Source organism: Burkholderia dolosa (genome assembly GCF_902499135.1).
GTDB classification, from domain to species: domain Bacteria; phylum Pseudomonadota; class Gammaproteobacteria; order Burkholderiales; family Burkholderiaceae; genus Burkholderia; species Burkholderia dolosa.
In genome coordinates this window covers 16,721-43,413 of sequence record NZ_CABVPR010000002.1, presented here as the reverse complement: position 1 = coordinate 43,413, position 26,693 = coordinate 16,721, and the positions used below count along the sequence as shown (strand labels likewise).

Annotated in this window: 28 protein-coding genes; 18 read left to right on the top strand and 10 right to left on the bottom strand. The window is 68.8% G+C overall.

Features of this window, described 5'->3' with window-relative positions; genetic code table 11:
• Nucleotides 1–38: 38 nt before the first annotated feature.
• Complete coding sequence (locus tag BUB20358_RS01375) at nt 39–968, bottom strand: 2-hydroxyacid dehydrogenase (protein WP_035974519.1); 930 nt, start codon at nt 966–968, stop codon at nt 39–41.
• Between the two features lie 164 nt (nt 969–1,132).
• On the opposite strand from BUB20358_RS01375, the gene osmF reads away from it, so the two are divergent.
• From osmF to BUB20358_RS01350, 5 genes are all read left to right on the top strand, one after another.
• Entirely contained in the window at nt 1,133–2,056 is a 924-nt protein-coding gene (gene osmF / locus BUB20358_RS01370) for a glycine betaine ABC transporter substrate-binding protein OsmF (protein WP_006766413.1), read from the top strand.
• Nucleotides 2,053–3,231, top strand: a complete 1,179-nt coding sequence (locus BUB20358_RS01365; RefSeq protein ID WP_174905052.1) for an ABC transporter permease — start codon at nt 2,053–2,055, stop codon at nt 3,229–3,231. The genes osmF and BUB20358_RS01365 overlap by 4 nt, the downstream gene beginning before the upstream one ends.
• Nucleotides 3,228–4,166: an ABC transporter ATP-binding protein gene (locus BUB20358_RS01360; RefSeq protein ID WP_006766416.1), complete on the top strand. Its 939-nt coding sequence runs from the start codon at nt 3,228–3,230 to the stop codon at nt 4,164–4,166. The genes BUB20358_RS01365 and BUB20358_RS01360 overlap by 4 nt, the downstream gene beginning before the upstream one ends.
• Entirely contained in the window at nt 4,163–4,957 is a 795-nt protein-coding gene (locus BUB20358_RS01355) for an ABC transporter permease (protein ID WP_035974521.1), read from the top strand. The genes BUB20358_RS01360 and BUB20358_RS01355 overlap by 4 nt, the downstream gene beginning before the upstream one ends.
• A 237-nt stretch (nt 4,958–5,194) precedes the next feature.
• The gene (locus BUB20358_RS01350; RefSeq protein ID WP_006766418.1) at nt 5,195–5,869 is read left to right on the top strand and encodes a lytic transglycosylase domain-containing protein; all 675 of its coding nucleotides are present in this window, start codon (nt 5,195–5,197) and stop codon (nt 5,867–5,869) included.
• A gap of 187 nt (nt 5,870–6,056) precedes the next feature.
• Here BUB20358_RS01350 and BUB20358_RS01345 read toward each other — a convergent pair whose 3' ends face one another.
• From BUB20358_RS01345 to BUB20358_RS01320, 6 genes are all read right to left on the bottom strand, one after another.
• Nucleotides 6,057–6,497 (bottom strand): dihydroneopterin aldolase, encoded by a 441-nt coding sequence (locus tag BUB20358_RS01345; protein ID WP_035974524.1) that lies wholly within the window; start codon nt 6,495–6,497, stop codon nt 6,057–6,059.
• Nucleotides 6,494–7,126, bottom strand: a complete 633-nt coding sequence (locus BUB20358_RS01340; protein WP_006766419.1) for a sarcosine oxidase subunit gamma — start codon at nt 7,124–7,126, stop codon at nt 6,494–6,496. Before BUB20358_RS01340 ends, BUB20358_RS01345 begins: the two co-directional genes overlap by 4 nt.
• Nucleotides 7,116–10,127 (bottom strand): sarcosine oxidase subunit alpha family protein, encoded by a 3,012-nt coding sequence (locus BUB20358_RS01335; RefSeq protein WP_006766420.1) that lies wholly within the window; start codon nt 10,125–10,127, stop codon nt 7,116–7,118. The genes BUB20358_RS01340 and BUB20358_RS01335 overlap by 11 nt, the downstream gene beginning before the upstream one ends.
• Complete coding sequence (locus tag BUB20358_RS01330; RefSeq protein WP_035974525.1) at nt 10,124–10,423, bottom strand: sarcosine oxidase subunit delta; 300 nt, start codon at nt 10,421–10,423, stop codon at nt 10,124–10,126. Before BUB20358_RS01330 ends, BUB20358_RS01335 begins: the two co-directional genes overlap by 4 nt.
• A 79-nt stretch (nt 10,424–10,502) precedes the next feature.
• On the bottom strand, nt 10,503–11,747 hold the full coding sequence (locus BUB20358_RS01325) for a sarcosine oxidase subunit beta family protein (RefSeq protein WP_006766422.1): 1,245 nt from the start codon (nt 11,745–11,747) through the stop codon (nt 10,503–10,505).
• Between the two features lie 16 nt (nt 11,748–11,763).
• A complete protein-coding gene (locus BUB20358_RS01320) occupies nt 11,764–13,149 on the bottom strand; it encodes an L-serine ammonia-lyase (RefSeq protein WP_035974527.1) in 1,386 nt (461 codons plus the stop codon).
• 284 nt (nt 13,150–13,433) lie between these two features.
• Between BUB20358_RS01320 and BUB20358_RS01315 the strand changes: the two genes are divergently transcribed.
• The 8 genes from BUB20358_RS01315 (at nt 13,434) to denD (ending at nt 21,608) form a co-directional block, all read left to right on the top strand.
• The gene (locus BUB20358_RS01315; protein ID WP_035975367.1) at nt 13,434–14,501 is read left to right on the top strand and encodes a GlxA family transcriptional regulator; all 1,068 of its coding nucleotides are present in this window, start codon (nt 13,434–13,436) and stop codon (nt 14,499–14,501) included.
• Between the two features lie 200 nt (nt 14,502–14,701).
• Nucleotides 14,702–15,406, top strand: a complete 705-nt coding sequence (locus BUB20358_RS01310; RefSeq protein WP_006766425.1) for a FadR/GntR family transcriptional regulator — start codon at nt 14,702–14,704, stop codon at nt 15,404–15,406.
• 64 nt (nt 15,407–15,470) lie between these two features.
• Nucleotides 15,471–16,367, top strand: a complete 897-nt coding sequence (gene ltnD / locus BUB20358_RS01305; RefSeq protein WP_346271371.1) for an L-threonate dehydrogenase — start codon at nt 15,471–15,473, stop codon at nt 16,365–16,367.
• Between the two features lie 19 nt (nt 16,368–16,386).
• Nucleotides 16,387–17,676: a 3-oxo-tetronate kinase gene (otnK, locus tag BUB20358_RS01300; protein ID WP_006766427.1), complete on the top strand. Its 1,290-nt coding sequence runs from the start codon at nt 16,387–16,389 to the stop codon at nt 17,674–17,676.
• Nucleotides 17,673–18,311 carry a 3-oxo-tetronate 4-phosphate decarboxylase gene (otnC, locus tag BUB20358_RS01295; protein ID WP_006766428.1) on the top strand — a complete coding sequence of 213 codons (639 nt, stop codon included), beginning with the start codon at nt 17,673–17,675 and terminating at the stop codon, nt 18,309–18,311. The genes otnK and otnC overlap by 4 nt, the downstream gene beginning before the upstream one ends.
• A 114-nt stretch (nt 18,312–18,425) precedes the next feature.
• Nucleotides 18,426–19,751, top strand: coding sequence for an MFS transporter (locus tag BUB20358_RS01290; protein WP_035974528.1), 1,326 nt, complete (start codon nt 18,426–18,428; stop codon nt 19,749–19,751).
• Nucleotides 19,752–19,815: 64 nt separating this feature from the next.
• Nucleotides 19,816–20,592 carry a 2-oxo-tetronate isomerase gene (otnI, locus tag BUB20358_RS01285; RefSeq protein WP_006766430.1) on the top strand — a complete coding sequence of 259 codons (777 nt, stop codon included), beginning with the start codon at nt 19,816–19,818 and terminating at the stop codon, nt 20,590–20,592.
• A gap of 44 nt (nt 20,593–20,636) precedes the next feature.
• Nucleotides 20,637–21,608: a D-erythronate dehydrogenase gene (denD, locus tag BUB20358_RS01280; RefSeq protein ID WP_006766431.1), complete on the top strand. Its 972-nt coding sequence runs from the start codon at nt 20,637–20,639 to the stop codon at nt 21,606–21,608.
• Between the two features lie 181 nt (nt 21,609–21,789).
• Here the strand turns inward: denD and BUB20358_RS01275 are convergent, their stop codons facing one another.
• Complete coding sequence (locus BUB20358_RS01275) at nt 21,790–22,077, bottom strand: DUF4148 domain-containing protein (protein WP_035974531.1); 288 nt, start codon at nt 22,075–22,077, stop codon at nt 21,790–21,792.
• 72 nt (nt 22,078–22,149) lie between these two features.
• A complete protein-coding gene (locus BUB20358_RS01270; protein WP_006766432.1) occupies nt 22,150–22,494 on the bottom strand; it encodes a DUF4148 domain-containing protein in 345 nt (114 codons plus the stop codon).
• A gap of 31 nt (nt 22,495–22,525) precedes the next feature.
• Between BUB20358_RS01270 and BUB20358_RS01265 the strand changes: the two genes are divergently transcribed.
• Both BUB20358_RS01265 and BUB20358_RS01260 read left to right on the top strand, forming a co-directional pair.
• Nucleotides 22,526–22,699 (top strand): hypothetical protein, encoded by a 174-nt coding sequence (locus BUB20358_RS01265; RefSeq protein WP_158380429.1) that lies wholly within the window; start codon nt 22,526–22,528, stop codon nt 22,697–22,699.
• Between the two features lie 68 nt (nt 22,700–22,767).
• Nucleotides 22,768–23,457 carry an aspartyl/asparaginyl beta-hydroxylase domain-containing protein gene (locus tag BUB20358_RS01260; RefSeq protein ID WP_006766433.1) on the top strand — a complete coding sequence of 230 codons (690 nt, stop codon included), beginning with the start codon at nt 22,768–22,770 and terminating at the stop codon, nt 23,455–23,457.
• A gap of 36 nt (nt 23,458–23,493) precedes the next feature.
• Here the strand turns inward: BUB20358_RS01260 and BUB20358_RS01255 are convergent, their stop codons facing one another.
• Nucleotides 23,494–24,450: a LysR substrate-binding domain-containing protein gene (locus tag BUB20358_RS01255; protein ID WP_006766435.1), complete on the bottom strand. Its 957-nt coding sequence runs from the start codon at nt 24,448–24,450 to the stop codon at nt 23,494–23,496.
• An 80-nt stretch (nt 24,451–24,530) separates the two neighbouring features.
• On the opposite strand from BUB20358_RS01255, the gene BUB20358_RS01250 reads away from it, so the two are divergent.
• From BUB20358_RS01250 to BUB20358_RS01240, 3 genes are all read left to right on the top strand, one after another.
• Nucleotides 24,531–24,929, top strand: coding sequence for a nuclear transport factor 2 family protein (locus BUB20358_RS01250; protein ID WP_035974533.1), 399 nt, complete (start codon nt 24,531–24,533; stop codon nt 24,927–24,929).
• A gap of 228 nt (nt 24,930–25,157) precedes the next feature.
• Nucleotides 25,158–25,427, top strand: coding sequence for a MoaD/ThiS family protein (locus tag BUB20358_RS01245; protein ID WP_006766436.1), 270 nt, complete (start codon nt 25,158–25,160; stop codon nt 25,425–25,427).
• Between the two features lie 116 nt (nt 25,428–25,543).
• Nucleotides 25,544–26,692, top strand: a complete 1,149-nt coding sequence (locus BUB20358_RS01240) for a WD40/YVTN/BNR-like repeat-containing protein (RefSeq protein ID WP_006766437.1) — start codon at nt 25,544–25,546, stop codon at nt 26,690–26,692.
• The last annotated feature ends 1 nt before the right edge of the window (nt 26,693 follow it).

Genomic DNA, 26,693 nt, shown 5'->3' with positions numbered 1-26,693 from the left:
TTCCTTCTTCGATGGGAATCGTCGCGCACGCGCGGTGCTCACAGCGGCGTCAGCACCGGCTGACCGGCGAAATGCCGCGCGGCGTTGTCGAGGAACTGCTGCACCGACCGATCGAGCGCTTCCGGCGACCAGCCGCCGAGGTGCGGCGTGAGCACGACGTTGTCGAGCGCCGTCAGTGCGTGCGGCGGTGCCGGCTCGCCTTCGTACACGTCGAGCGCCGCGCCCGCGATGCGCCGCTCGCGCAGCGCGTCTGCCAAAGCAGCGGTATCGACGACGCTGCCGCGCGACACGTTGACGACGAAGCCGCCCGCGCCGAGCGCGTCGAGCACCGTGCGGTCGATCAGGTGGCGCGTATCGGCGCCGCCGGGCGTCGCGACGATCAGGAAGTCGGCCCACTGCGCAAGCGCGTCGAGCCGCTCGAAGTAGCGGTACGGCACGTTCCTTGCCGAACGGTTGTGATAGCCGATCTCGATGTCGAAGCCGGCCGCGCGGCGCGCGCATTTCTCGCCGATCTTGCCGAGGCCGACGATCCCGAGCTTCTTGCCCGATACGTTCGGCGGCATCGGCAGCGCGTCGCGCCACACGCCCGCGCGCGTCGCCGCATCGAGCCGCACGACGTTGCGTACCGCGGCGAGCAGCAGCGCGAACGCGTGATCGGCGACGCAATCGTCGTTGGTGCCGGCGCCGGTGACGACGGCGATGCCGCGCGCCTTCGCGTGCGCGACGTCGATATGCTCGTAGCCGGCGCCGAGCGCGCTGACGAACGTGAGCGCCGGCAGCCGGTCGATCTCCGCAGCGGCGAGCCCCGTGCTGCCGTTCGTCAGTACCGCGCGGATCGTGGCGCCGTGTTCGGCGATCGCGCGTTCGCGGGCATCGGGAGTCGGCGCGTAGCGCACGTCGAACGACGCGGCAATCCGGCGCTGCGCGTCGTCGCGCAGCGGGATGAGGACCAGCAGCTCGGGCTTCATGGCAGGAAGTGTCGGCAGGCGGGAACGGCCTGCAGTGTAGCAAGCCGATATTCGGCTGCGGTAATCCCCACGCACGCTGTGGGCACGCGCGCGTACGCGGTTTGCCAAAGGCGGCTCAGTCAAGTAACTTTCGGCGTACGCCCCCGCCCTGGAGATCGGCCCCGATGAAGTTCGCCCTGCCCGCCCGGATACTGGGCCTCGCACTCGCCGCCGCCTTCGCCGCGCCCGCTGCGCATGCCGACACGCCCGTCGTCGTGTCGTCGAAAATCGACACCGAAGGCAACCTGCTCGGCAATCTGATCGCGCAGGTGCTGAAGTCGCACGGCATCCCCGTCACCGAAAAGATCGCGCTCGGCGCGACGCCGATCGTGCGCAAGGCGCTCACGAGCGGCGAGATCGACATCTACCCCGAATACACCGGCAACGCCGCGTTCTTCTTCAACAAGGCCGACGATCCGGTGTGGAAGAACGCGAGCCAAGGCTACGACACCGCGAAGAAGCTCGACTATGCGGCGAATCATCTGGTGTGGCTCGCGCCCGCGCCCGCGAACAACACGTGGGGCGTCGCCGTGCTGTCGCCCGTCGCGCAGTCGCAGCATCTGAAGACCTTCTCCGATTTCGGCAAGTGGGTCGCGGGCGGCGGCAAGGTGAAGCTCGCGGCATCGGCCGAGTTCGTGAACAGCACGTCCGCGCTGCCGTCGTTCGAGAAGGCGTACGGCTTCAAGCTGAAGCCCGACCAGCTCGTCGTGCTGTCCGGCGGCGACACGGCCGCGACGATCAAGGCGGCCGCGAACCAGACCGACGGCGTGAATGCCGCGATGGTGTACGGCACCGACGGCGGGATCGCATCGAGCGGCCTCACCGTGCTCGACGACGACAAGCACGTACAGCCCGTGTACGCGCCCGCGCCGGTGATTCGCGAAGCCGTGCTGAAAGCGCATCCGCAGATCGCCGACTACCTCAAGCCGGTGTTCGCAAGCCTCGATCTGAAGACGCTGCAGATGCTGAACGCACGCATCCAGATCAACGGCGAGCCGGCGGCCGGCGTCGCGAAGAGCTACCTGAAATCGAAGGGCTTCGTGAAATGACGGTTCGCGCGGCGGCGTCCGCGCGGCGCGTGGCGCCCGACAAGGTCGGCATCCCGATCGGCGTGCTGACGATCGTCGCGGTATTCGGCCTGCCGTTCGCGGTGCTGCGGCCGAACCGCATCGCGGCCGGCACCGGCTTGTCGCTGTTCGCCGCGCTGCCCGCCGCACAGGGCGCGGCGCTCGCCGCCCTGTGGGTGGTCGGCGCGCTGTGGGCGATGACGGCGAGCCGCCCCGCATGGCGGCTCGCGGCCGGCTGCACGTGGCTCGCGACGCTCGCGTATGCGGTCGGCGCGGCGGCCGCGCACGTCGTCGCGCCCGACGACATGCTCGCGCGCGTATCGCCTGCCGCCGGCGTGTGGCTGCTGCTGTTCGCGTGGGCCGTGCTCGTCGCGGACGCGCTCGCGCGGCTCGCATTCGGTCCGTGGCAGCGGCTCGCGGCGCTCGTCGTCGCGATCGCGGCCGTATCGGCGCCGCTCGCGAGCGGCTGGTGGGACGGGCTGTCGGTGATGCGCGAATACGCGGTGCGCAGCGACGACTTCTGGCGCGAAGCGATCCGGCACGTGTCGCTCGCCGGCGGCTCGGTCGCGGCCGCGCTCGTGGCGGGGCTGCCGCTCGGGATCGCGTGTGCGCGCATCGCCGCCCTGCGCACCGTCGTGATGCCGGCGCTCAATATCGTGCAGACGATCCCGAGCATCGCGATGTACGGGCTGATGATGGCGCCGCTCGGCCTGCTCGCCGCGCACGTGCCGCTCGCGGCCGCGCTCGGCATTCGCGGGATCGGCGTCGCGCCGGCCGTGCTCGCGCTGTTCCTCTATTCGCTGCTGCCGATCGCATCGAGCGTCGCGGTCGGCCTCGCGCAGGTGCCGCCGCAAGTGATCGAGGCGGCGCGCGCGATGGGGATGACGCGCATGCAGCGCCTCTTCTGCATCGATCTCGTGCTCGCGCTGCCGGTGATCCTGAGCGGCGTGCGGATCGTGCTCATGCAGAACATCGGGCTGACCGCGGTTGCCGCACTGATCGGCGGCGGCGGGTTCGGCACGTTCATCTTCCAGGGAATCGGGCAATCGGCCGCCGACCTCGTGCTGCTCGGCGCGATCCCGACGATCGCGCTCGCGCTGGCGGCCGCGGTCGTGTTCGAAGCCGCGACGACGCTCGCGAAGGGACGTGCGCGATGATCGAAATCGAACGCACCGGCAAACGCTTCGGCGACGTCGTCGCCGTCGACGACGTATCGCTGACGATGAAGCGCGGCACGATCACGGCGCTCGTCGGCGCATCGGGCAGCGGCAAATCGACGTTGCTGCGGATGATCAACCGGCTGATCGCGCCGACGAGCGGCACGATCCGCGTCGACGGCGTCGATACCGCCAGCGTGCCGCCCGAGCAGCTGCGGCGACGCATCGGCTACGTGATCCAGGGGCACGGGCTGTTTCCGCACTGGAGCGTCGCGCGCAACATCGCGACCGTGCCGCGCCTGCTCGGCTGGCCGGCCGAACGGATCGACGCGCGCGTGCGCGAACTGCTCGACCTGTTCGATCTCGCGCCGTCCGAATTCGCGGACAAGCTGCCGCACGAGCTGTCCGGCGGCCAGCAGCAGCGCGTCGGCGTCGCGCGCGCGCTCGCGGCGGAGCCGGCAATGCTGCTGATGGACGAGCCGTTCGGCGCGCTCGATCCGATCATCCGCAACAAGGCGCAGGACGATCTGTTCGCGCTGCAGCGCCGTCTCGGCATCACGGTCGTGATCGTCACGCACGACATCGAGGAAGCGCTGAAGCTCGGCGACACGATCGCGGTGATGGACGGCGGGCGCCTGCTGCAGGTCGCGTCGCCGGCCGAGATTCTCGGCAAGCCGGCGCCGGGCGTCGTCGAGCAGCTCGTCGCGGGCGTCGATCGGCCGCTGCGGCTGCTTGCGCTCACGCCGATCGACACGGTCGCCGAGCCCGGTCATGCGCAAGGCGAGCCGATCGCCGCGACGCGCACGCTGCGCGATGCGGTGTCCGAACTGCTGTGGCGCGGTGTCGATGCGCTGCCGGTCGACGACGGCGACGGTCTCGCCGCACGCAGGATCACGCTCGACGCGATCCGCGCGCATGCGAGGAAGCCCGCATGACGACGCGCGACACCGCGCACGGCGCGACGCCGACGCAGACGGCCCGCCGCCTGTCGCGACGGTTTCCCGCGTATGCGGCGCGCGCGGCGGCGCTTGCGCTGCTGCTCGCGCTGCTGCTGCGCCCGGCGTGGCTGCACGGCTGGTTCGCGCCGTTCGCGGACAACGGCGCGCCGGTGATCTACGATCGCGCGAGCCTGCTCGACCTGACGCTCGCGCATCTGGGCACGGTCGCGCTGTCGAGCGCGATCGGCACGCTCGTCGCGGTCGCGGCCGGCATCGCGGTGACGCGGCCGTGGGGCGCCGATTTTCTGCCGGTCGCGCGCAGCGTCGTCGACATCGGCCAGACCTTCCCGCCGGTCGCCGTGCTCGCGCTCGCGGTACCGGCCGTCGGATTCGGGTTGAAGCCCGTGCTGATCGCGCTCGTACTGTACGGGCTGCTGCCGGTTTTCGAGAGCACGATCGCCGGGCTCGAAGACGTGCCGCGCGACGTCGTCGATGCCGCGCGCGGAATGGGAATGAGCGGCTGGCAGCGGCTGATCTCGGTCGAGCTGCCGCTCGCGTTTCCGGTGATCGTGAACGGGATCCGGCTCGCGGTCGTGATCAATCTCGGCACCGCGACGATCGGCTCGACGGTCGCCGCGCGCGGGCTCGGCGACGTGATCATCGCCGGCCTGCAAACGTCGAATACCGCGTTCGTGCTGCAGGGCGGCGTGATCGTCGGGCTGCTCGCGGTGCTGGTCAGCGACGCGATCGGTGCGCTGGCGCGTGTCGCGAGCGCGCGGCGCGGCTAGGCGGCCGCGCAAACGCAACGTGACGTGTAGCGTGCGCGCGCTGGCGCACGCGGCCGCATCCCGATGTCCGCGTGCGCGCCCGATTCGTGCGGATTCCAGTAGGTGCTCGCGCAACGATCGACGATCGGCCGCGCGAGCCGACACAAGCCTACACGGCGCTTTCATTCGAGCCGGCCCTCGCCCGACCGCGGCGATTGGCCGATATACTGTGCGCCTTCCATTTCCCCGCTTTCGACCATGCGACGGTTTCTCTGTCTGATCGTGCTTTCGCTCGGCATCGCGCAGCAGGCATCGGCGCAGCTCGCGTCCGCATCGCCGGCGACGGCGTCCGACACGGCGGCATCGGCACCGTCCGTCGCGTCCGAGCCGCTCGCGAACGATCAGTCAAACGAAGCAAACCGCCGCATCACGTCGTACCTGATCAAGAAATTCGGCGTCGCGAAAGAGAAGGCGGCGAAGCTTGCGGATATCGTCAGCGTCACCGCGACGAAGTACTCGCTGCCGCCGGCGCTCGTGTACGCGATCATCTCGATCGAATCGCGCTTCCAGGAAAAGGCGCGCGGCCAGCATGGCGCGACCGGATTGATGCAGGTCGTGCCGGCCGCGCATCGCGGGCTGCTGCGCAACGTGAAGGACCTGACCGAGCCGAACGCGAACGTCGAAGCCGGCTCCGCGATCCTGTCCGGCTACGTGAAGGCGGCCGGCGGCAACGTGCAGGCGGCGCTGAAGAGCTACGGCGGATCGAACGCGTATGCGGCGAAGGTGCTGCAGCGGGTCGATTCGTTCCGGTTCGTGCTCGAACCGCGCGACGACGTGAAGGCAGCCGACGATCGAACGATGCGAATGGTGCCGGTCGGTGCGTCGGCGGCGGCTACCGCGTCCGCCTCGCCTTCCGGTCGCAACGGCCGGTAGGTTCGGCGGCGCGCCGATCGGCGCGCCGCGATGCGCGACGACGAAGCGCGTCGTCGCTCAGGCTTCCGAAGAACGACGACACCGCAGTGTCACGCCCGTCGCCCGCTCGCCCGTTCGACGAACGATGCGAGCGCAACGGTCGAGCGCACCGGCCTGCGGGCAGCATGCCGGTGCGCCGCCCGCCGACTCAAACCCGCGCCGCGTCTCCGACCCATCGCAGGTAATCGCCGCGCGTCCAGTCGAGCGATACGCCGACGCGCGTCGTGCCGGGCCGGATCTTCGGCTTGTGCACGGACAGCGTCAGCGATTCGAGCGCGGGCCATTCGCGGAACGACAGCACCGCGATATCGGCGACGAGCGTCTCGAGCAGCCGCGTATGCGGCTTGTGCGCGAGGAACGACGCGATGCGCGCGCAGTAGCCGTCGTAATCGATCCACTCGCCCTGCTCGCTCGGCTCGCAGCGATATCCGAGCCGCGCATCGATCACGACCGGCTGCGGCGCTTCGTGCTCGTGCGCGTGGATGCCGATCCGCGCCGGCACCTTCAGTTCGTCGACGAACACGCTCCATCCGAGCCCGCGCACGCGCGGCGCGTCGATCGCCGCGAACGGTTCGTCGAACGGCTTCATGACAGCAGCGGCTCCGCGGCGTCGAGCATGATGCGCACGAAATAGTCGGCGAAGCTGCGGCGCACGACGAGTTCGAACGTATCGTCGCCGGTCGGGACCAGCACGATCGATGCCTTGAAGTAGTGCGACTGCGCGCACTGGCCCGGCTTGAACACGCGCGGATGAAGATCGAGCGGGCAGCCGCGCGCGAGCACGTCGCGCACGCGTTCGCCGCTGATCTCGACGACCGTGTAGCCGCTGCCGACGTCGACCGCCGCCGCATACGAACCCTGCACGGCTCGCGCGAGCTGCGCCTCGAGCACGCCGGCCTGCACGGGTCCGTTCGAACGCACGAGCCATTCGTCGGGGCCGAGCCACAGCACGTCGTATTCGGCACCGCGCGCGACCGTGTTCGGCTCCGCCGGCGGCCGGCAGCCGACCACGCGCTCGAACGCGTCGACGAATGCCGGATCGCCGAGCTCGCCGCGCACGTTGACGAGATCGAGGAACGGCCGCTCACGCAGCGCGAACTTCTTCGATGCGCGTGCCTGATGCACCTTCAGCACGTCGGCCGCGCCGACGAACGGCGACTCGAGCGTCACGCCGCCCGCGACCGCGACCTGCGTCTGGTTTCTCGTTTCATTCCACATGCTGGCGCACCCCTTCGGTATCGTAGAAAACCGGGCTCGAAATTTTCGCGGTGATGCGCTTGCCGTCGGCCAGCGGAATCACGACGCTCTCGCCCATCTTGTTCAGGCCGCCCTTCACCACGGCGAGCGCGATCGAGCGCTGCAGGATCGGGCTGTAGTAGCTCGACGTCACGTGGCCGATCATCGGCGTCGGATCGACCGTGGACACCTGCGTGTCCTTCGCGACGATCTGCGCGCCTTCGGGCAGCACGAACTGCTCGTCGTCGGTCAAGAGGCCGACGAACTGCTTGCGGCCCTCCTTCGCGGTATCCGAACGCGACAGCGAACGCTTGCCGAGGAAGTCCTTCGACTTCGCGACGAGCCCGCCCATCCCGAGGTCGTACGGCGTGACCGAGCCGTCGGTGTCCTGGCCGACGATGATGTAGCCCTTCTCCGCGCGCAGCACGTGCATCGTCTCGGTGCCGTACGGCGTGATGTCGAACTCGGCGCCCGCGGCCATCAGCGCTTCCCACACCGCGCGACCCGCGTTGGCCGGCACGTTCACTTCGTACGCGAGCTCGCCGGAGAAGCTGATCCGCATCACGCGCGCCTTCACGCCCGCGACGGTGCCGTTCCGGTAGCTCATGAACGGAAACGCGTCGTTGCCGAAGTCGATGTCCTGACACACCTTCTGCACGACCTTGCGGCTCTTCGGCCCGACCACCGCGAACGTCGCCCAGTGATCGGTGACCGACGCGAGGCGCACCTTCATGTCGGGCCATTCGGTCTGCAGCCAGCGCTCGAGCCACGTGAGCACGCGCGCCGCGCCGCCGGTCGTCGTCGTCATCATGAAATGCTGCTCGGCGAGGCGTACCGTCACGCCGTCGTCGAACACCATGCCGTTCTCGTCGAGCATCAGCCCGTAGCGGCACTTGCCGACTTCGAGCTTGTTCCACGGGTTCGTGTACATCCAGTTCAGCAGCTTCACCGCGTCCGGGCCCTGGATGTCGATCTTGCCGAGCGTCGACGCGTCGAGGATGCCGACACTGTTGCGCACCGCGAGGCATTCGCGCTTGACGGCCGCATGCAGATCCTCGCCGTTCTTCGGGAAGTACCACGGCCGCTTCCAGTTGCCGACGTCCTCGAACATCGCGCCGTGCTCGACGTGCCATTCGTGAACGCAGGTCTTGCGGATCGGATCGAGGAAGTCGCCGAGCTCGCGGCCCGCGAACGTGCCGAACGACACGGGCGTGTAGTTGGGGCGGAACGTCGTCGTGCCGGTTTCGGGAATCGACTTGCCGAGCGCCTGCGCGAGGATCGCCATCCCGTTGATGTTGCCGAGCTTGCCCTGATCGGTGCCGAAGCCCATCGCCGTGTAGCGCTTCACGTGCTCGACCGAGTCGAAGCCTTCGCGCGCGGCGAGCAGGATGTCGGCAGCCGACACGTCGTTCTGGAAATCGACGAACTGCTTCGGCCCGCGTGCGGCCGCTTCGCGGCTGCCGACGAGCCACAGCGGCTGCAGCGCGTCTTCGACCGTCTCCGCGACCTGCGGCGCGACGGGACGCTGCGCGGCCGTGAAGCCCGCGGCCTTCGCCGCTTCGATGCCCGCGTCGAGCGCGAGCCGCAGCGCGCGCGCCAGGCCGAATTCGCCGGCCGCCGCGCCGACGCTCGCTTCCGCCTGCACCGGCTTGCCGGGCAGGAAGCACGCCTTTTCGTCGTTCCAGCACGCCTTGCCGCCCGACTGCGCGAACAGGTGCAGCACCGGGCTGAAGCCGCCCGACATCGCGACGAGGTCGCACGGCAGCGACTGCAGCCTGCCGCCGGTCTGGCCGTTCGTATACGATGCGACGTCGACCGACGCTACGCGCCACTTGCCCGACGCGGCCGTGACGACCGCACCGCTCATCACCGTCACGCCCTGCCGCTTCGCGGCTGCGGGCAGCGCGCCGTTCGACGATGCGCGCGAATCGACGACCGTCACCTTCGCGCCGCACGCCTTCAGGTCGAGCGCGGTCTGATACGCACGGTCGTTGTTCGTGAACACGACCGCATTGCGGCCCGGCAGCACGCCGAAGCGATGAACGTACGTGGACACCGCGCCGGCCAGCATCACGCCCGGCAGATCGTTGTTGCCGAACACGATCGGCCGTTCGTGCGCGCCGGTCGCGAGAATCACGCGCTTCGCGCGCACCTTCCACAGCAGCTCGCGCGTGCCCTTGCGCATCGACACCGGCAGATGATCGGTCAGCCGCTGCGTGATCGTCACGAGGTTGTGATCCTGATAGCCGAACGCGGTGCTGCGCGACAGGATCGTCACGTCGGGCAGCTTGCGCAGTTCGGCCTCGATCTTCTCGACCCACTGCAGCGCGGGCTTGCCGTCGATTTCCGCGCGGCACGACAGCAGGCTGCCGCCGAGCTCGCGCTGATCGTCGACGAGCATCACGCGCGCGCCGGCCGTCGCCGCCGCATGCGCGGCCGCGAGACCCGACGGGCCGCCGCCGACCACGAGCACGTCGCAGTGCGCATAGCGCTTGTCGTAGCGATCGGCGTCGAGCGTGTCGGGCGCCTTGCCGAGACCGGCCGCCTCGCGAATCTTCTCTTCGTATTTCGGCCACATCCTGCGCGGCCACATGAACGTCTTGTAGTAGAAGCCGGCCGGCAGGAACCGCGACAGCTTCTGGTTGATCGCGTACTTGTCGTTCTCGAGCGACGGCTCCGCGTTCACGCTCGTCGCGACGAGGCCCTGGTAGAGCTCGATCTCGGTCGCGCGCGCGTTCGGCACGGTGTACGGACCGGTTTCGAGCTGCACGACGGCGTTCGGCTCCTCGACGCCCGCCGTGACGATCCCGCGCGGACGGTGGTACTTGAAGCTGCGCGCGACGAAATGCACGCCGTTCGCGAGCAGCGCGGACGCGAGCGTGTCGCCCTGAAAGCCCTGATACGTGCGGCCGTTGAACGTGAACGTCAACGGAATCGCGCGGTTGATGCGGCCTCCGGTGCCGAGACGGTCTTTCTGGCTCATTTGCTGGTGCCCTCTTCGTGTGCGTTGCCGGCAGCCGCGCCGCCAAATTTTTCGTAGCCCTTGATCTCGTACGTGACGGTGTCGCGCGTCACCTTGAACCAGCGGCGGCAGCCCTGCGTGTGCAGCCACTGCTCGCGGTGCAGCCCGCGCTTGTTTTCACGCATGAACACGTATTCGCCCCATTCGCGATCGGTCATCTTCTCGTTGTCGACCGGGCGCACGATGTCGGCTTCGCCGCCGCACGTGAACTCGGATTCGGCGCGCGGCCCGCACCACGGACATTCGATCAGCAACATGTTTCCTTCTCCTCTGTCGACCGCAGTCGGCGCTCGCGCGCCCGACCGCGGCCCATGCACGTCTGTGCGCGGTGGTTGGTCAGTGCGCGACGGCGGCTGCGCCGTGCTCGTCGATCAGGTGGCCCGTGTAGAAGCGGTCGAGCGCGAACGGCGCGTTCAGCGGATGCGGCTCGTCGCGCGCGATCGTGTGCGCGAACACCCAGCCCGAGCCCGGCGTCGCCTTGAAGCCGCCGGTGCCCCAGCCGCAGTTGAAATAGAGGCCCTTCACGTCGGTCTTGCTGATGATCGGGCACGCGTCCGGCGACACGTCGACGATGCCGCCCCACTGACGGTTCATCCGCACGCGCGAGAACACCGGGAACATCTCGACGATCGCCTGCAGCGTGCCTTCGATGATGTGGAAGCTGCCGCGCTGGCCGAAGCCTGTGTACTGGTCGATGCCCGCGCCGATCACCAGGTCGCCCTTGTCGGACTGGCTGATGTACGCGTGCACCGCGTTCGACATGATCACCGAGTTGACGACCGGCTTGATCGGCTCCGACACGAGCGCCTGCAGCGGATGGCTTTCGATCGGCAGCCGCACGCCGGCCATGTCGGCCAGCGTCGTCGTGTTGCCGGCCGCGACCACCGCGACCTTCTTCGCCTTGATGAAGCCCTTCACCGTATCGACGCCGACCACGGCGCCGCCTTCGCGGCGAATGCCGGTGACCTGGCAGTTCTGGATGATGTCGACGCCTGCGCGGTCCGCGCCGCGTGCGAAGCCCCATGCGACCGCGTCGTGACGCGCGACGCCCGCACGGCGCTGGATCGACGCGCCGAGCACCGGATAGCGGCTGTTCAGGTTGATCGTCGGCTCGATCTCCTTGATCTGCGCGGGCGTGAGGAACTCGGCGTCGACGCCGTTCAGCCGGTTCGCATTCACGCGGCGCTCGGTATCGCGCACGTCCTGCAGCGTATGCGCGAGGTTCATCACGCCGCGCTGGCTGAACATCACGTTGTAGTTGAGATCCTGCGACAGCCCTTCCCACAGCTTCATCGCCTTCTCGTACAGCGCGGCCGATTCGTCCCACAGGTAGTTCGAGCGCACGATCGTCGTGTTGCGCGCGGTGTTGCCGCCGCCGATCCAGCCCTTCTCGAGAATCGCGACGTTCGTGATCCCGTGCTCCTTCGCCAGGTAATACGCGGTCGCGAGGCCGTGCCCGCCGCCGCCGACGATCACGACGTCATACTCGCGCTTCGGCTCGGGGCTCTTCCACTGCTTTTCCCAGTTCTCGTGATACGACAGGCCGTTGCGGAACAGGCTGAATATCGAGTAGCGGCTCATGTTGATGCACCTTTCGTTAGCATTCGATGACGTTCACGGCGAGACCGCCGCGCGACGTTTCCTTGTATTTCGTCTTCATGTCGGCCCCGGTCTCGCGCATCGTCTTGATCACCGAATCGAGCGACACGTAGTGCTGGCCGTTGCCCTTGAGCGCCATGCGCGACGCGTTCAGCGCCTTGATCGCGCCCATCGCGTTGCGCTCGATGCACGGAATCTGCACGAGCCCGCCGACCGGGTCGCACGTCATGCCGAGGTTGTGCTCCATGCCGATCTCGGCCGCGTTCTCGACCTGGTCCGGCGTGCCGCCCATCACCGCGGCGAGCGCGGCCGCGGCCATCGAGCACGCGACGCCGACCTCGCCCTGGCAGCCGACTTCGGCGCCGGAGATCGACGCGGTTTCCTTGTAGATGATTCCGATCGCCGCGGCGGTCAGCAGGAATTCGACGATGCCGGCTTCGTTCGAGCCCGGCACGAACTTCACGTAGTAGTGCAGCACCGCGGGAATCACGCCGGCCGCGCCGTTGGTCGGCGCGGTGACGACGCGGCCGCCGGCCGCGTTCTCCTCGTTGACGGCCATCGCATACAGATTGACCCAGTCGAGCATCGACAGCGGATCGCGCAGCGATTCTTCGGAACGCGCGCGCAGCCGGTTGTACAGTTCGGCCGCGCGGCGCTTCACGCGCATCGGCCCCGGCAGATCGCCCTCGACCTTGCAGCCGCGCTCGACGCACGCAGCCATCGTGCGCCAGATCGCGAGCAGCCCGGCGCGCACTTCGTCGGCCGGGCGCAGCGCGCATTCGTTGCGCAGCATCAGCTCGGCGATCGACAGCCCGTGCTCGCGGCACTGCCGCATCAGGTCGTCGCCCGTGCGAAACGGATACGGCACGTCGGCCGCCGCGCGCACGCCGTTCACGCGATCGCCGTCGCGATTCACGACGAAGCCGCCGCCGACCGAGTAATACTCTTTCTCGACGAGCAGCTGTCCATGCTCGTCGAACGCCTGGAAGCGCATGCCGTTCGGATGCACGATGCTCGTGCCGCTCATCAGCTTCCGATAGAAGCCGATGTGCTCTTTCTCTTCGAAGCGGATCGTCTGCTTGCCGAGCAGCGACAGCGACTTCTCCGCGCGGATCGCGGCGAGCCGCGGCTCGATCAGGTCCGGATCGATCGAGTCGGGCAGATGCCCTTCGAGGCCGAGCAGCACCGCCTTGTCGGTGCCGTGACCCTTGCCGGTCGCGCCGAGCGAACCGTAGAGTTCGACCCGCACGCGGCGCACGAAGCCGAGCAGGTTCGCGTCCTCGACGTGCGACGCGAAGCGGCACGCGGCGATCATCGGGCCGACCGTATGCGAACTGGACGGGCCGATGCCGATCTTGAACAGGTCGAACACGCTGACGTTCATCTGGCTTCCTTTGGTGGGCATGCGTGAAGTGTCGTTGGACGCCAGTACACCAAAGCGTAAAATCGGCCGATAGAACAAAAACGGCATCGGCGTGGGATAGCGCCGCCAAGCGCCGCGCCGCCCGCCCCGAAAGTGCGTTTTGGCGATGGTTCGCGACGGAAAACCACAAGTCGGCCGCGAGCCGATCGGCGACGCTGGCTTCATCCGCGCCGCCCCGGCAGCCGTACCCGCAAACAGACTGAAACGAGTGAGACCGCCCGACCGGCGTGACGAGATTGGCCGCGATGAACCCCGACGTACCCGCTTCTCCCCTTGCCGAACCCGCGCCGCGGCGCATCCGCTTCGGCATCGTGCTGCTGCCGAACTTCACGTTGACGGCGTTCTCGGGCTTCGTCGACATGCTGCGGCTGTCGGCCGACGACGGCGACTACAGCAAGCCGGTGCGCTGTGCGTGGAGCGTGATCGGCGACACGCTCGCGCCGGTGCGCGCGAGCTGCGGAATCCAGATCACGCCGTGGGAGACGTTCGACGCGGCCGAGCCGTTCGACTACGTGGTCGTCGTCGGCGGGCTGCTGCATTCGGGGCCGCAGGCGGGGCCCGAAACGCTCGACTTCATCCGCCGCGCGGCAGCCGACGGCGCGACGGTCGTCGGCATCTGCACCGGCGTGTTCACGCTGATGCGCGCGGGCGTGCTCGACGGCTACCGCACGTGCGTCAGCTGGTTCCACTACTGGGATTTCATCGAGCGCTTTCCGGCCGCCGATCCGGATCTGCTGATCGCCGACCGGCTGTTCGTGATCGACCGGCGCCGGATCACCTGCTCGGGTGGACGCGCGTCGATCGACGTCGCCGCCGCGATCCTGCTGCGCCATTTCGATCACGCGACCGTGCAGAAGGCGCTGCGCATCCTGCTCGTCGGCGAGATGCAGAAGGGCAATGCGCCGCAGCCGCATCCGCCGGGGCTCGAGCCGGCCACGCACCCGAAGGTCAAGCGCGCGATTCTTCTGATGGAACAGCATGTCGGCCGCGCGCTGCCGCTCGAGGAGCTCGCATGCAAGCTCGATCTGTCGACGCGGCAGCTCGAACGGCTGTTCAAGGCCGAGACCGGCAAGAGTCCGCAGGCGTTCGCGAAGCAGGTGCGGCTGCGCACGGCCGCGTGGCTGCTGACCAGCTCGGACCGCACGGTCGCCGACATTGCATCGAGCTGCGGATTCGCCGATGCATCGCATCTCGGACGCGAATTCCGCAAGCAGTTCGGCGTGCCGCCGGCCGCGTATCGCGAGCGCGGCGCGGAAGCGGCGGAAGCCGGCGCCGTCGCGGCGATCGATTCCATCGAAGACGTCGCCGACTGATCGGCGCCGGTCGCCGTCGATCGCGCTTCCGCTTCGGCCAGCGACCGCGCGCCGCGCACGATCGCGTCGGATCGATGTTGATTGGAACCGGTTTCATTCGATTTAGCCGACGTTGATTGCCGCAGATCGAGGGTTATCCCGGATGCTGCTGCGCGCTCAAATTTGTATGATGACCACATCACCTTACAAACAAGCGCACCATGTTCGAGAAAATCCCTGCCCGCGCGATGAGCGATCACGTCGCGCAGCAACTGCTGAAGCAGATCGAAGTCGGCAGTTTCGCGGCCACCGGCAAGCTGCCGACGGAAGCCGTGCTCGCGCAGGAGTTCGGCGTGAGTCGCACGGTGATCCGCGAAGCGATCTCGCGGCTGAAGAACGAAGGCGTCGTCGAGCCGCGCCAGGGCAGCGGCGTGTACGTGAACCAGCACGGCGCGATCCGGCCGCTGCGGATCGACTACGCGGAAGCGGTCGAGGCGAGCTCGCTGCCGCATCTGCTCGCGGTGCGCCGCGCGATCGAAGCCGAAGTCGCGGCCGAAGCCGCGCTGCGCCGCACCGACGACGACATGGCCGACATCGACGACGCGCTGCGCCGGATCGACGCGGCGGTCGCCGAAGGGCGCGACGGCGTCGCCGAAGACGTCGCGTTCCACCGCACGATCGCGGCCGTCACCGGCAATCCGTATTTCCTGAAGACGCTGCAGTTCCTGAATCAGTACCTCGAAGCGGGCGTGAAGGTCACGCGCCGCAACGAGGCGACGCGCGAGGATTTCTCGCGGCAGGTGCGCGACGAGCACGCGGCGATCGCGGACGCGATCCGCGCGCGCGATCCGATGGCCGCGCGCAACGCGGCACGCACGCACATGTACAACGCGGCCCGCCGTCTCGCGGAAGCCGGCATCTGCTGAACGCGGCGGCAGCCGCCGAATCCGGCGCCGCCGCCTTCCCGACCCTTTCCCGAATCGATCAAGGTTGACCATGTCACGAAATGTTGGAGTCATCGGCCTCGGCGCGATGGGCCTCGGCGTCGCGCGCTCGCTGCTGCGTGCCGGTTTCCGCGTGCATGCGTGCGACGTGCGCGCCGACGTGCTGCGCACGTTCGCGGCCGAAGGCGGCATCGCATGCGCGACGCCGGCCGAGCTCGGCGCGCAGTGCGACGTCGTCGTCACGCTGGTCGTCAATGCCGCGCAGACCGAAACGGTGCTGTTCGGCGAGCACGGCGCCGTCGCGCAGATGAAACCGGGCGGCGTCGTGATCGCGAGCGCGACCGTCGCCCCCGAATTCGCGATCGCGCTCGGCGCACGCATCGAGGCCGCCGGCCTGCAGATGCTCGACGCGCCCGTGTCGGGCGGCGCGGCGCGCGCCGCAGCGGGCGAGATGACGATGATGACGTCCGGGCCCGCCGCCGCCTATGCGACATGCGAAGACGTGCTCGCCGCGATCGCGGGCAACGTGTACCGGCTCGGCGATGCGCACGGCATCGGCTCGAAAGTGAAGATCATCAACCAGCTGCTGGCCGGCGTGCACATCGCGGCGGCCGCCGAGGCGATGGCGCTCGGCCTGCGCGAAGGCGTCGATCCCGACGCGCTGTACGACGTGATCACGCACAGCGCCGGCAATTCGTGGATGTTCGAGAACCGCGTGCCGCACATTCTGAACGGCGACTACACGCCGCTGTCGGCCGTCGACATCTTCGTGAAGGATCTCGGCCTCGTGCTCGATACCGCGCGCCGCAGCAAATTCCCGCTGCCGCTGTCGGCCGCCGCGCACCAGATGTTCATGAGCGCGTCGAGCGCCGGCTACGGCGGCGAGGACGATTCCGCCGTGATCAAGACGTTCTCCGGCATCACGCTGCCGCCTGCCCGCTGATTCGATCGACGGATTCGCCATGACCGCCTCCGCTTCCCGCCCCCTGCTCGGCTGCATCGCCGACGATTTCACCGGCGCGACCGACGTCGCGAACATGCTCGTCAAGAGCGGCATGCGCACCGTGCAGACGATCGGCGTGCCGGCCGACGGCGCGGCGCCCGATGCCGACGCGATCGTCGTCGCGCTGAAGTCGCGCACGATCCCGGCCGCCGACGCCGCCGCGCAGTCGCTCGCCGCATACGAATGGTTGCGCGCGCAAGGATGCCGGCAGTTCCTCTTCAAGTACTGCTCGACGTTCGACTCGACCGACGCCGGCAACATCGGCCCGGTCGCCGACGCGCTGCTCGACGCGGCCGGCGGCGGCTTCGCGATCGCGTGCCCCGCGTTTCCGGAGAACGGCCGCACCGTCTACCGCGGACACCTGTTCGTCGGCGACGTGCTGCTGAACGAATCGGGCATGGAGAACCACCCGCTCACGCCGATGAAGGACGCCGATCTCGTGCGTGTACTGCAACGGCAGACGCGATCGAAGGTCGGCCTGATCCGCTACGACACGATCGCGCTCGGCGCGGCCGCCGTGCGGGCGCGCATCGACGCGCTGCGCGCGGAAGGCGCGCGCTTCGCGATCGCCGACGCGCTGTCGAACCATGACCTCCACGTGCTCGGCGAAGCATGCGCGGACCTGCCGCTCGTGACCGGCGGCTCGGGCATCGCGCTCGGTCTGCCGCAGCATTTCCGCCGCACGGGCCAGTTGCCTGCACGCGACGACGCGGCATCGCTGCCGCGCATCGAAGGATTGTCGGCGGTGCTCGCGGGCAGCGCGTCGAAGGCGACCAACGCGCAGGTCGCCGCATGGCGCGCGACGCGGCCGAGCTTTCGCATCGATCCGCTCGCCGCCTCGCGCGGCGAGCCGGTCGTCGAGCACGCGCTCGCGTTCGCGCGCTCGCATCTGCCGCAGCCGGTGCTGATCTACGCGACCGCGACGCCCGACGAAGTGAAGGCCGTTCAGCAGGCGCTCGGCGTCGATGCGGCCGGCCATCTCGTCGAAGCGACGCTCGCCGCGATCGCGAACGGGCTGCGCGCACTCGGCGTGCGCAAGTTCGTCGTCGCCGGCGGCGAAACGTCCGGCGCGGTCGTGCAGGCGCTCGGCGTGAAGTCGCTGCAGATCGGCGCGCAGATCGATCCGGGCGTGCCGGCAACCGCGACGATCGACGCGCAGCCGCTCGGCCTCGCGCTGAAGTCCGGCAACTTCGGCACGGTCGACTTTTTCGACAAGGCGCTGCACGCACTCGACGGAGCCGCACGATGAGCGACGAAGCGAAACTGCGCGAAGAAATCTGCGTCGTCGGCGCGAGCCTGTACGCACGCGGCCATGCGGTCGGCAGCGCCGGCAACATCAGCGCACGGCTGCCGGACGGCTGGCTGATCACGCCGACCGACGCATGTCTCGGCCGCCTCGACCCGAACGACATCGCGAAGGTCGACGCCGACGGCCGGCACGTGTCGGGCGGCAAGCCGTCGAAGACGCTCGCACTGCATCGCGGGATCTATGCGCGCAACGCGCACGCGAACGGCATCGTCCATACGCACTCGACGCACCTCGTCGCGCTGACGCTCGCGGGCGTGTGGCGCGACACCGACGTGCTGCCGCCGATCACGCCGTACTTCGTGATGAAGGTCGGCCACATTCCGCTGATCCGCTATCGCCGCCCGGGCGCCCCCGACGTCGCCGCGGAAGTCGCGGCGCTCGCCGACCGCGTGCGCGGCGTGCTGCTCGAGCGGCTCGGTCCCGTGACGTGGGCGCCGTCGGTGTCGCATGCGTCGTACGTGCTCGAGGAGCTCGAGGAAACCGCGCGGCTGTGGCTGATGACGAATCCGAAGCCCGAGCCGCTGTCCGAAGCGGCGCTCGACGCGTTGCGGCAGAGCTTCGGCGCGCGCTGGTAACGCGGCACGCGCCGCCCCGATTCCCATGCCCGCCGTGTGCGCGGGCCTTTCCGTCAGCACACACACGAACCGGCGGCCCGGCGCCGCCGGCAAACGACATCATTGGAGACGACGATGACTGCTCTCGACGCGGCCGCAGGCCGCACGCCCGCCGCGCCCGCCCATGCCGCGGAACTGGACCGCACGTACCGCAAGGTGTTCTGGCGCATCGTGCCGTTCCTGATGCTCTGCTACGTGGTCGCGTATCTCGACCGCGTCAACGTCGGCTTCGCGAAGCTGCAGATGTCGCAGGATCTGGCGTTCAGCGAAACCGTGTTCGGGCTCGGCGCAGGGATCTTCTTCCTCGGCTACTTCCTGTTCGAGCTGCCGAGCAACATGCTGATGCACCGGATCGGCGCGCGCATCTGGATCGCGCGGATCATGATCACGTGGGGCGTGCTGTCCGCGCTGTTCGCGTTCGTGAAGACGCCGACTCAGTTCTACGTGCTGCGCTTCTTGCTCGGTCTCGCGGAAGCCGGCTTCTATCCGGGCGTGATCCTGTATCTGACGTACTGGTTCCCGTCGCACCGCCGCGCGAAGATCATCGCGGTGTTCATGTCGGCGATTCCGGTGTCGGGCATCTTCGGCAATCCGCTGTCCGGCTGGATCATGGAGCGCTTCCACGGCGGCTCGGGCTTTCACGGCTGGCAATGGATGTTCATGATCGAAGCCGTGCCGGCCGTGCTCGTCGGCATCGCGACGATCCTGTACCTCGACAACGGCATCCGCAGCGCGAAATGGCTCGACGATCGCGAGAAGCAGCTGCTCGAGGACGAGATCGCCGCGCAGCCGCAGGAACGGCAGCAGCACGGCCATTCGCTGAAGGCGGTGTTCGCCGACCCGCGCATGTGGTGGATGTCGCTGATCTATTTCGCGTTCGTCACCGGCCAGTACGGCCTCACGTTCTGGATGCCGACGCTCGTGAAATCCACCGGCATCACCGATGCGCTGCAGATCGGCCTGCTGTCCGCGATTCCGTTCGTCGTCGCGATCGTCGTGATGAACCTGTTCGGCCACAGCGCGGACAAGCACCGCGAACGCCGCTGGCATCTGATCGTGCCGGCGCTGATGGGCGCGCTCGGCTTTGCGATCGCCGCGTCGTACTCGCACAATACGGCCGTGTCGATCGTGGCCCTGTCGATCGCCGCGGGCGGCGTGCTGACCTGCGCGCCGCTGTTCTGGTCGCTGCCGACCGCGTTCCTCGCGGGCACCGCGGCGGCGGCCGGCATCGCGATCATCAACTCGATCGGCAACCTCGCCGGTTTCGCGAGCCCGTACGTGATCGGCTATCTGAAGGACCTCACGCACAGCACGTCGTCCGGCATGTACGTACTGGCCGCAATGCTCGTGATCGGCGCGTTCGCCGTGTGGCTCACGCCCGCGAAACTCGTGAACCGCTGATCCGGCCGCCCATCGACGCGGGGCGCCGCGCGCCCCGCCCCATTCATCCACAGGACCCGCTGCCATGCCACGCTTCGCCGCCAATCTCTCGATGATGTACAACGAGCACGCGTTCCTCGAACGCTTCGCCGCTGCCGCCGACGACGGCTTCAAGGCCGTCGAGTACCTGTTCCCGTACGACTTCGCGGCCGACGACATCCGCGCACGCCTCGACGCGCACGGCCTCGAGCAGGCGCTGTTCAACGCGCCGCCCGGCGACTGGGCCGGCGGCGAGCGCGGCATCGCGTCGCTGCCCGGCCGCGAAGACGAATTCCGCCGCGGCATCGATCGTGCGCTCGACTATGCACGCGTGCTCGGCAACACGAAGCTGCACGTGATGGCCGGACTGGTCGCGCCGGGCGCCGATCGCGCGCGTCATCGCGACACGTACGTGGCGAACCTGCGTCACGCGGCGCAGGCCGCGTTCGCGCACGGCATCACGATCCTGATCGAGCCGATCAACCAGCGCGACATGCCCGGCTATTTTCTGAGCCGCCAGGACGATGCGCATGCGATCTGCGCGGAAGTCGGCGCGCCGAACCTGAAGGTGCAGTTCGACTGCTATCACTGCCAGATCGTCGAGGGCGACGTCGCGATGAAGCTGCGGCGCGATTTCGCGGGCATCGGCCACATCCAGATCGCCGGTGTGCCCGAGCGCCACGAGCCGGACGTCGGCGAACTCAACTATCCGTATCTGTTCGAGCTGATCGACGCGCTCGGCTACGACGGCTGGATCGGCTGCGAATACCGGCCGAAGGCCGGCACGTCGGCCGGCCTCGGCTGGCTCGCGCCGTATCTGTAATTCCAGCAACTCCGATTCAAGCAACTCCGAAGAGGGCAACCGACATGAAAGTACTGATCACCGGCGGCGCCGGATTTCTCGGCCAGCGTCTCGCACGCAGGCTGCTCGAGCGCGGCGAACTGAGCGGCCCCGACGGACGCGCCGAGAAGATCGACGAGCTGGTGCTGCTCGACGTCGTCGAAGGCGGCGATTTCGGCGACACGCGCGTGACGTCCGTCGTCGGCGACATCGCCGATCGCGCGGTGCTCGACCGCGCGATCGATGCGCAGACCGGCGCGATCTTCCATCTCGCGGCGATCGTCAGCGGGCAGGCGGAAGCCGACTTCGATCTCGGGATGCGGATCAACCTCGACGCGTCGCGCACGCTGCTCGACGTGTGCCGCGCGCGCGGTCACCGGCCGCGCGTCGTGTTCACGAGTTCGGTGGCCGTGTACGGCGGCACGCTGCCCGACGTCGTGCAGGACGACACCGCGCTGAACCCGCAATCGTCGTACGGCGCGCAGAAAGCGATCGCCGAGCTGCTGCTGTGCGACTACGCGCGCCGCGGCTTCGTCGACGGCCGCGTGCTGCGGCTGCCGACGATCAGCGTGCGGCCGGGCCGGCCGAACGCGGCCGCATCGTCGTTCGCGAGCGGCATCATCCGCGAGCCGTTGAACGGCGAGGAAAGCGTGTGCCCGGTGCCGGGCTCGACGCGGCTGTGGCTGCTGTCGCCGCGCGGTGCGATCGAAGCGCTCGTCGCGGGCTGCGAGATCGACGGCGCGAAGCTCGGCAACCGGCGCGTGATCAACCTGCCCGGCCTGTCGGTCACCGTCGACGAGATGATCGCGGCGCTGCGCGAAGTCGCGGGCGACGACGTCGTGAAGCTGATCCGTCACGCGCGCGACGAGCGCGTCGAGAAGATCGTCGGCAGCTGGCCGGGCCGCTGGGACACGACGCGCGCGCATGCGCTCGGCCTGACCGGCGATACGTCGTTCGCCGACGTGATCCGCAGCTATATCGACGACGAACGTCGTTGACGTCGGCGCCGTTCGGCGGTCGCGATGCGTTGCGGCCGAACGGTGCGGGTTTCATCTTGCCCGGCCTCGGTGCGCGCACGCTGCGCGCAGCGACGATGCGTCACGGATGCAAATCCGCATAGCCGGCACGCGCGTCGCGACCCGGTCGGCGCACATGCCGACAATCGGCGAACATGCGCATTCACATCGGCGCGGGGTTTGCGTGCCGCGCGCGCGAATCCGTGCCCGCATCGTCGGCGGCCGAAGCGGCGATCCTTGCGTTCTCCTGTGCCGCGGCTCTCGCTTCGGCGGCTTGAATGTCGGCCGGATACTCGCCGTCGTCGCCTCGCGACGGGTCGTACCCGGCCGCTTCCAGACGGATCAATTCCTCGCGGACCTGCGCGCGCGTGAGCGGCGCAGCCGATTGCGCATACACGGTTTGGCCGGCGAGCGTGCCGGCCATGATCAGTAACCCGATGCAAGTTTTCATCACGAACTCCTTCGCTGTTTCGTATCGATCGGTCGGTGCGAACGGCGCGGCCCGAACGGCGGGCGCGCGGCGTCAGCTTCCGAAGTAAGGCATGCAGAAGCTCACCGGGCCCACGCATGCGGCCGCGCGCTGACGCGACGGCATCGCGGCCGGCCCGCCCGCATCGGACGTCGCCGCCGGCTCGCTGCCGAGTGCCGTGCTCGCCTGATGCTGCGGCATCCGTTTGACCTGCTGCGCGAACAGCGGACTCACGTCCGGATACGATGCGTCGGTGACGAAGCGCAGCCCGCGATTCTCCGCGTCGATCAGCTGCTGCCTGACCTGCGCGCGCGTGAGTTCCTGCGCCGATACATGGGTCGCGATGCCCGCGACGGAAAAAACCGCGAATGCGGCGGCCACCAGTCTTTGCGTATTCATGCTGCGCTCCTTCGGAAGTCGACGAGACGATGTGCTGCACCCGTATGACGACGGAGCGCGCAGGTTTATTCCTTCGCGCATGCGCATATCGTTCGCGGCTTCGCGCGCCGGCAGCGCAAGCGTCGCGAACGCCGGTGCCGGCCGTTTCCGCGCGCGCCCGAACCGGCCGTCCATCGCGCTGTCATCGATCCGTCAGCAGGCGTAACCTGACGTAACGCAGCCCCCGCCGCGCGTGGGGCAGACTGACGACTTTTCCGGGATCGCCGATCGACCATGTCCGTCGTTTACGACTACGCTGCCGGCCTGCTCCGCACGCTGTACGACCGCCATATCGACAGCGGCGCGGTGCTCGATGCGGCCGCGTTCCCCGATGCCGGGCGCTTCGTGCGCGCGTGGCCGGCCATTCGCGCGGAAGCGCTGGCCGTCGCGCGCGATCTGCCGCGCATCCCGCGCTTCCACGAAATCATGCGCGAGCAACGCGACATCTCGGCGAACGATGCGCGCGACTGGCGGATGTTCATCATGCAGGCGTACGGGCAGCCGTTCGCGCGCAACCTGTCGCGCTGTCCGACCGTTGCGTCGATCGTCGCGACGTCGCCCGACGTGCTGTCCGCGTCGCTGTCGTTCCTCGCGCCGGGCAAGCACATTCCGCCGCATCGCGGGCCGTTTCGCGGAATCCTGCGCGGCTATCTGGTGCTGTCGATGCCGAAGCGTGCGAACGGCACGCCGGCCGCCGTGCTGAAGATCGACGGGCGCGAATACCGGCTCGACGAAGGGCATTTTCTGCTGTGGGACGACACGTTCGAGCACGAGGTATGGAACGACAGCGACGACGTGCGGATCGTGCTGCTGCTCGATATCCGCCGGCGCGGGATGCCGCGCCTGCTCACCTGGCTGTCGAATGCCGTGATCGGGGTCGTGCGGCTCGGGATACGGATTCGGGGCGGATCGATTCCGGTGTAGCGCGACAGCGTGCGGCGCGACGTCACCGCGCGCGCTTCACGCCGCGTGCGAACCGTGTTCGTGCGCGAGACGCGGCAATACTTCGGCGAGCGCGCGCACGTTCGGCTGCGTCGCGCGCTGCGACGGATACACGAGGTAGTAGCCGAGGCCGTTGTGCACGACGTCCGGAAACGGTGCGACCAGCGTGCCGGCGTCGAGCCGGTCGGCCGCCATGCGCGGATCGCCGATCGCGACGCCGTGCCCCTGCTCCGCCGCCGTGAGCGTCAGTTCCAGCGTATCGAACACGAGCCCGGTGCCGACGTCGATCTGCGCGGCGCCGACCGCAGCGAGCCAGCATCGCCATTCGTCGCGGTTGCGCGCCGGGTGAAGCAGCGTCACGCGCGCGAGGTCGGCAATTGACTTCAGCGATGCGGCCATGGCGCGCGTGCACAGCGGCGTGAGCTGCTCGTCGAACAGCGGCACCGCGGTCATCCCGGCCCAGTTGCCGGCGCCGCGCACGACGATCGCATCGACATGCGCGTCGGTGAAATCCGGCGTGTCGTCCGCCGACGTGTGAATGCGCAGCTCGGTTCGCGGCAACGCGCGCTCGATCTGCGCAAGCCGCGGCAGCAGCCAGCGGATCGCGAACGTCGACGGCAAACGCAACGTCAGCGTCGCCGGCGCTTGCGCACGGGCGTGCGCATGTCGCGCCAATCGTTCGAGCACGTCGATCGCGACCGCGCGCAATGCGCTGCCTTCCGCGGTGAGCGTCAGGCCGGACGCATGGCGCACGAACAGCGCGCACGCGTAATGCGCTTCGAGCTGCTGCACCTGGCGGCTCACCGCGCCCTGCGTGCGGCACAGATGCTCGGCCGCGCGGCTGAAGCTGCCGAGTTCCGCGGCCGCGACGAACGCCTGGAACACCGTCAGCGGCGGCAGCGCGCGCGTCAGATCGGCGAGCGGGTATGCATCGTTCGCATACCGGGATTGCGGATTTTTCGATGGTTCGGTCATCGGAATATCGCTATCGTGGCGGCACCGGTTCTGCTGCGTTCGTCGCGCGCCGGCCCGTCAATCATCAGCGGAGAGACAGGATGGTCTCGTCGTCGCACGCACTATACACGCGGCAGGTCGGCAATTATCTGAACGCACTCGAACGCGGCGACGTCGCCGCGATCTGCGCATTGTTCGCGCCCGACGCGCGGATCTTTTCGCCGTTTCTCGGCTGGATGGCGCCGAAGCCGTTCTTCGACAAGGTCGAAGCGGCGTCGGCGCCAAGCCGGATCACGCCGATCGACATCTGCGTGAGCACGAGCGGCGCGGGCCGGGCAACCGGATATTTCGTCTACGACTGGGCGCTGAAGGACGGCTCGGCCGTGCAGTTCGAATGCGTCGACGTATTCGAGTTCGACGAAAGCGCGCGCATCGAGCGGATGGTGATCGTCTACGACACGCATCCGATCCGCAGCACGGTCGGCGACAAGTACGCGTAAGCGCAAGCGCTCGCTCGGCTCGGCTCGGCTCGGCGCTATCGTGCCGATCGCCCGTCGCGCGCGGGCCGCACGCCGCACGCCGCACGATCGCCGCGCACGCGCGCCGACGCGCCAACCGTTGCGGCCGCCTGCTGCACCGCAACGTCGCAAAGCGCGAAACGAATCGCCTACACTACAGAACCGACGCAGCCGTCCACGCCCGGACGGCGCCTGTTCCGGTCTCCCGTCATGGCGCACCTGTTCTTCGCCGCATCGATTCAGCGACATATCGAAACGCCCGAACGCGACGTCGATGCGCGCTCGCTTCACGACGCGCTCGAAGCGGTCTTCAGCGAGCAGCCGCGGCTGCGCGGCTACATCGTCGACGACCAGGGCGCGCTGCGAAAGCATCTGGCGGTCTTCATCGACGGGCGGCCGATCCGCGACCGGCAACGTCTGTCCGACGCGCTCGACCGCACGAGCCGCGTGTACGTCGTCCAGGCGCTGTCGGGAGGATAAGGGGCTGCATCCGCGCTCGAATCCGCAATGAAACCGGCGCGCAGCGCCGAAACGCCGACGTCGCGCGACCGCGTCGCATCCGGCCCGACCGCGCGGGCCGACAGGAGACATTCGACATGAACGACCGATTGCTCGTCGCCACCCGCAAGGGCCTGTTCGTGCTGCACGCCGACGGAAACGGCGGCTGGACGTTCGGCGATCCGCACTTCGTCGGCGAGCCGGTCAGCATCGCGCTGGCCGATCCGCGCGACGGCACGCTGTACGCGGCGCTCAATCTCGGCCATTTCGGCGTGAAGCTGCACCGGATGCGCGCCGGCGCCGCGACGTGGGAAGAATGCGCGGTTCCGGTCTATCCGCCGCAACCGGCCGACGAGCCGCGCGCCGACGGCAGCGCGAGCGGCCGCGGCGGCGATTCCGACGACGCATCGCCGGGCGCGCCGCAGCCGGCGTGGTCGCTGCAGCAGATCTGGTCGCTCGAACCCGGCGGCACGGACGAGCCGGGCGTGCTGTGGGCCGGCACGATCCCCGGCGGGCTGTTCCGCTCCGACGACGGCGGCAGCTCGTGGACGCTGAACCGCGCACTGTGGGACCGCCCCGAGCGGCGCGAGTGGTTCGGCGGCGGCTACGACGCGCCGGGCATCCATTCGGTGATGGTCGATCCGCGCGACAGCCGGCACGTGGCGGTCGGCATCTCGTGCGGCGGCGTGTGGCAGACGAACGACGGCGGCGCGAGCTGGCGCGTGACCGCGGACGGGATGGAAGCCGACTACATGCCGCCGGAGCGGCGCGGCGAAGCGAACGTGCAGGACCCGCACCGTGTCGTTCAGTGCGCGGCCGATCCCGACGTCTTGTGGACGCAGCATCACTGCGCGATCTTCCGCTCGACCGACGGCGGCGCGCAGTGGCGGCGGATCGAAGCGCAGCCGTCGAGCTTCGGCTTCGCGGTCGCCGTGCATCCGCACGACCCGGACACCGCGTGGTTCGTGCCCGCGGTGAAGGACGCGTGCCGGATTCCGGTGAACGGCGAGTTCGTCGTCACGCGCACGCGCGACGGCGGCCGCAGTTTCGAGCGGCTGTCGAACGGATTGCCGCCGGCGCCCGCATACGACCTCGTGTATCGGCACGGGCTCGCGATCGACGAAACGGGCACGCGGCTCGCGATGGGATCGACGACCGGCGGCTTGTGGATATCGGGCGACGGCGGCGACAGCTGGCAGCAGATGTCCGCGCATCTGCCGCCGATATACTGCGTCCGCTTCGGCTGAC

Coding starts and splice junctions, on each gene's coding strand:
- BUB20358_RS01375 (WP_035974519.1), bottom strand. CDS start 968: ATGAAGCCCGAGCTGCTGGTCCTCATCCCGCTGCGCGACGACGCGCAG.
- osmF (WP_006766413.1), top strand. CDS start 1,133: ATGAAGTTCGCCCTGCCCGCCCGGATACTGGGCCTCGCACTCGCCGCC.
- BUB20358_RS01365 (WP_174905052.1), top strand. CDS start 2,053: ATGACGGTTCGCGCGGCGGCGTCCGCGCGGCGCGTGGCGCCCGACAAG.
- BUB20358_RS01360 (WP_006766416.1), top strand. CDS start 3,228: ATGATCGAAATCGAACGCACCGGCAAACGCTTCGGCGACGTCGTCGCC.
- BUB20358_RS01355 (WP_035974521.1), top strand. CDS start 4,163: ATGACGACGCGCGACACCGCGCACGGCGCGACGCCGACGCAGACGGCC.
- BUB20358_RS01350 (WP_006766418.1), top strand. CDS start 5,195: ATGCGACGGTTTCTCTGTCTGATCGTGCTTTCGCTCGGCATCGCGCAG.
- BUB20358_RS01345 (WP_035974524.1), bottom strand. CDS start 6,497: ATGAAGCCGTTCGACGAACCGTTCGCGGCGATCGACGCGCCGCGCGTG.
- BUB20358_RS01340 (WP_006766419.1), bottom strand. CDS start 7,126: ATGTGGAATGAAACGAGAAACCAGACGCAGGTCGCGGTCGCGGGCGGC.
- BUB20358_RS01335 (WP_006766420.1), bottom strand. CDS start 10,127: ATGAGCCAGAAAGACCGTCTCGGCACCGGAGGCCGCATCAACCGCGCG.
- BUB20358_RS01330 (WP_035974525.1), bottom strand. CDS start 10,423: ATGTTGCTGATCGAATGTCCGTGGTGCGGGCCGCGCGCCGAATCCGAG.
- BUB20358_RS01325 (WP_006766422.1), bottom strand. CDS start 11,747: ATGAGCCGCTACTCGATATTCAGCCTGTTCCGCAACGGCCTGTCGTAT.
- BUB20358_RS01320 (WP_035974527.1), bottom strand. CDS start 13,149: ATGAACGTCAGCGTGTTCGACCTGTTCAAGATCGGCATCGGCCCGTCC.
- BUB20358_RS01315 (WP_035975367.1), top strand. CDS start 13,434: ATGAACCCCGACGTACCCGCTTCTCCCCTTGCCGAACCCGCGCCGCGG.
- BUB20358_RS01310 (WP_006766425.1), top strand. CDS start 14,702: ATGTTCGAGAAAATCCCTGCCCGCGCGATGAGCGATCACGTCGCGCAG.
- otnK (WP_006766427.1), top strand. CDS start 16,387: ATGACCGCCTCCGCTTCCCGCCCCCTGCTCGGCTGCATCGCCGACGAT.
- otnC (WP_006766428.1), top strand. CDS start 17,673: ATGAGCGACGAAGCGAAACTGCGCGAAGAAATCTGCGTCGTCGGCGCG.
- BUB20358_RS01290 (WP_035974528.1), top strand. CDS start 18,426: ATGACTGCTCTCGACGCGGCCGCAGGCCGCACGCCCGCCGCGCCCGCC.
- otnI (WP_006766430.1), top strand. CDS start 19,816: ATGCCACGCTTCGCCGCCAATCTCTCGATGATGTACAACGAGCACGCG.
- denD (WP_006766431.1), top strand. CDS start 20,637: ATGAAAGTACTGATCACCGGCGGCGCCGGATTTCTCGGCCAGCGTCTC.
- BUB20358_RS01275 (WP_035974531.1), bottom strand. CDS start 22,077: ATGAAAACTTGCATCGGGTTACTGATCATGGCCGGCACGCTCGCCGGC.
- BUB20358_RS01270 (WP_006766432.1), bottom strand. CDS start 22,494: ATGAATACGCAAAGACTGGTGGCCGCCGCATTCGCGGTTTTTTCCGTC.
- BUB20358_RS01260 (WP_006766433.1), top strand. CDS start 22,768: ATGTCCGTCGTTTACGACTACGCTGCCGGCCTGCTCCGCACGCTGTAC.
- BUB20358_RS01255 (WP_006766435.1), bottom strand. CDS start 24,450: ATGACCGAACCATCGAAAAATCCGCAATCCCGGTATGCGAACGATGCA.
- BUB20358_RS01250 (WP_035974533.1), top strand. CDS start 24,531: ATGGTCTCGTCGTCGCACGCACTATACACGCGGCAGGTCGGCAATTAT.
- BUB20358_RS01245 (WP_006766436.1), top strand. CDS start 25,158: ATGGCGCACCTGTTCTTCGCCGCATCGATTCAGCGACATATCGAAACG.
- BUB20358_RS01240 (WP_006766437.1), top strand. CDS start 25,544: ATGAACGACCGATTGCTCGTCGCCACCCGCAAGGGCCTGTTCGTGCTG.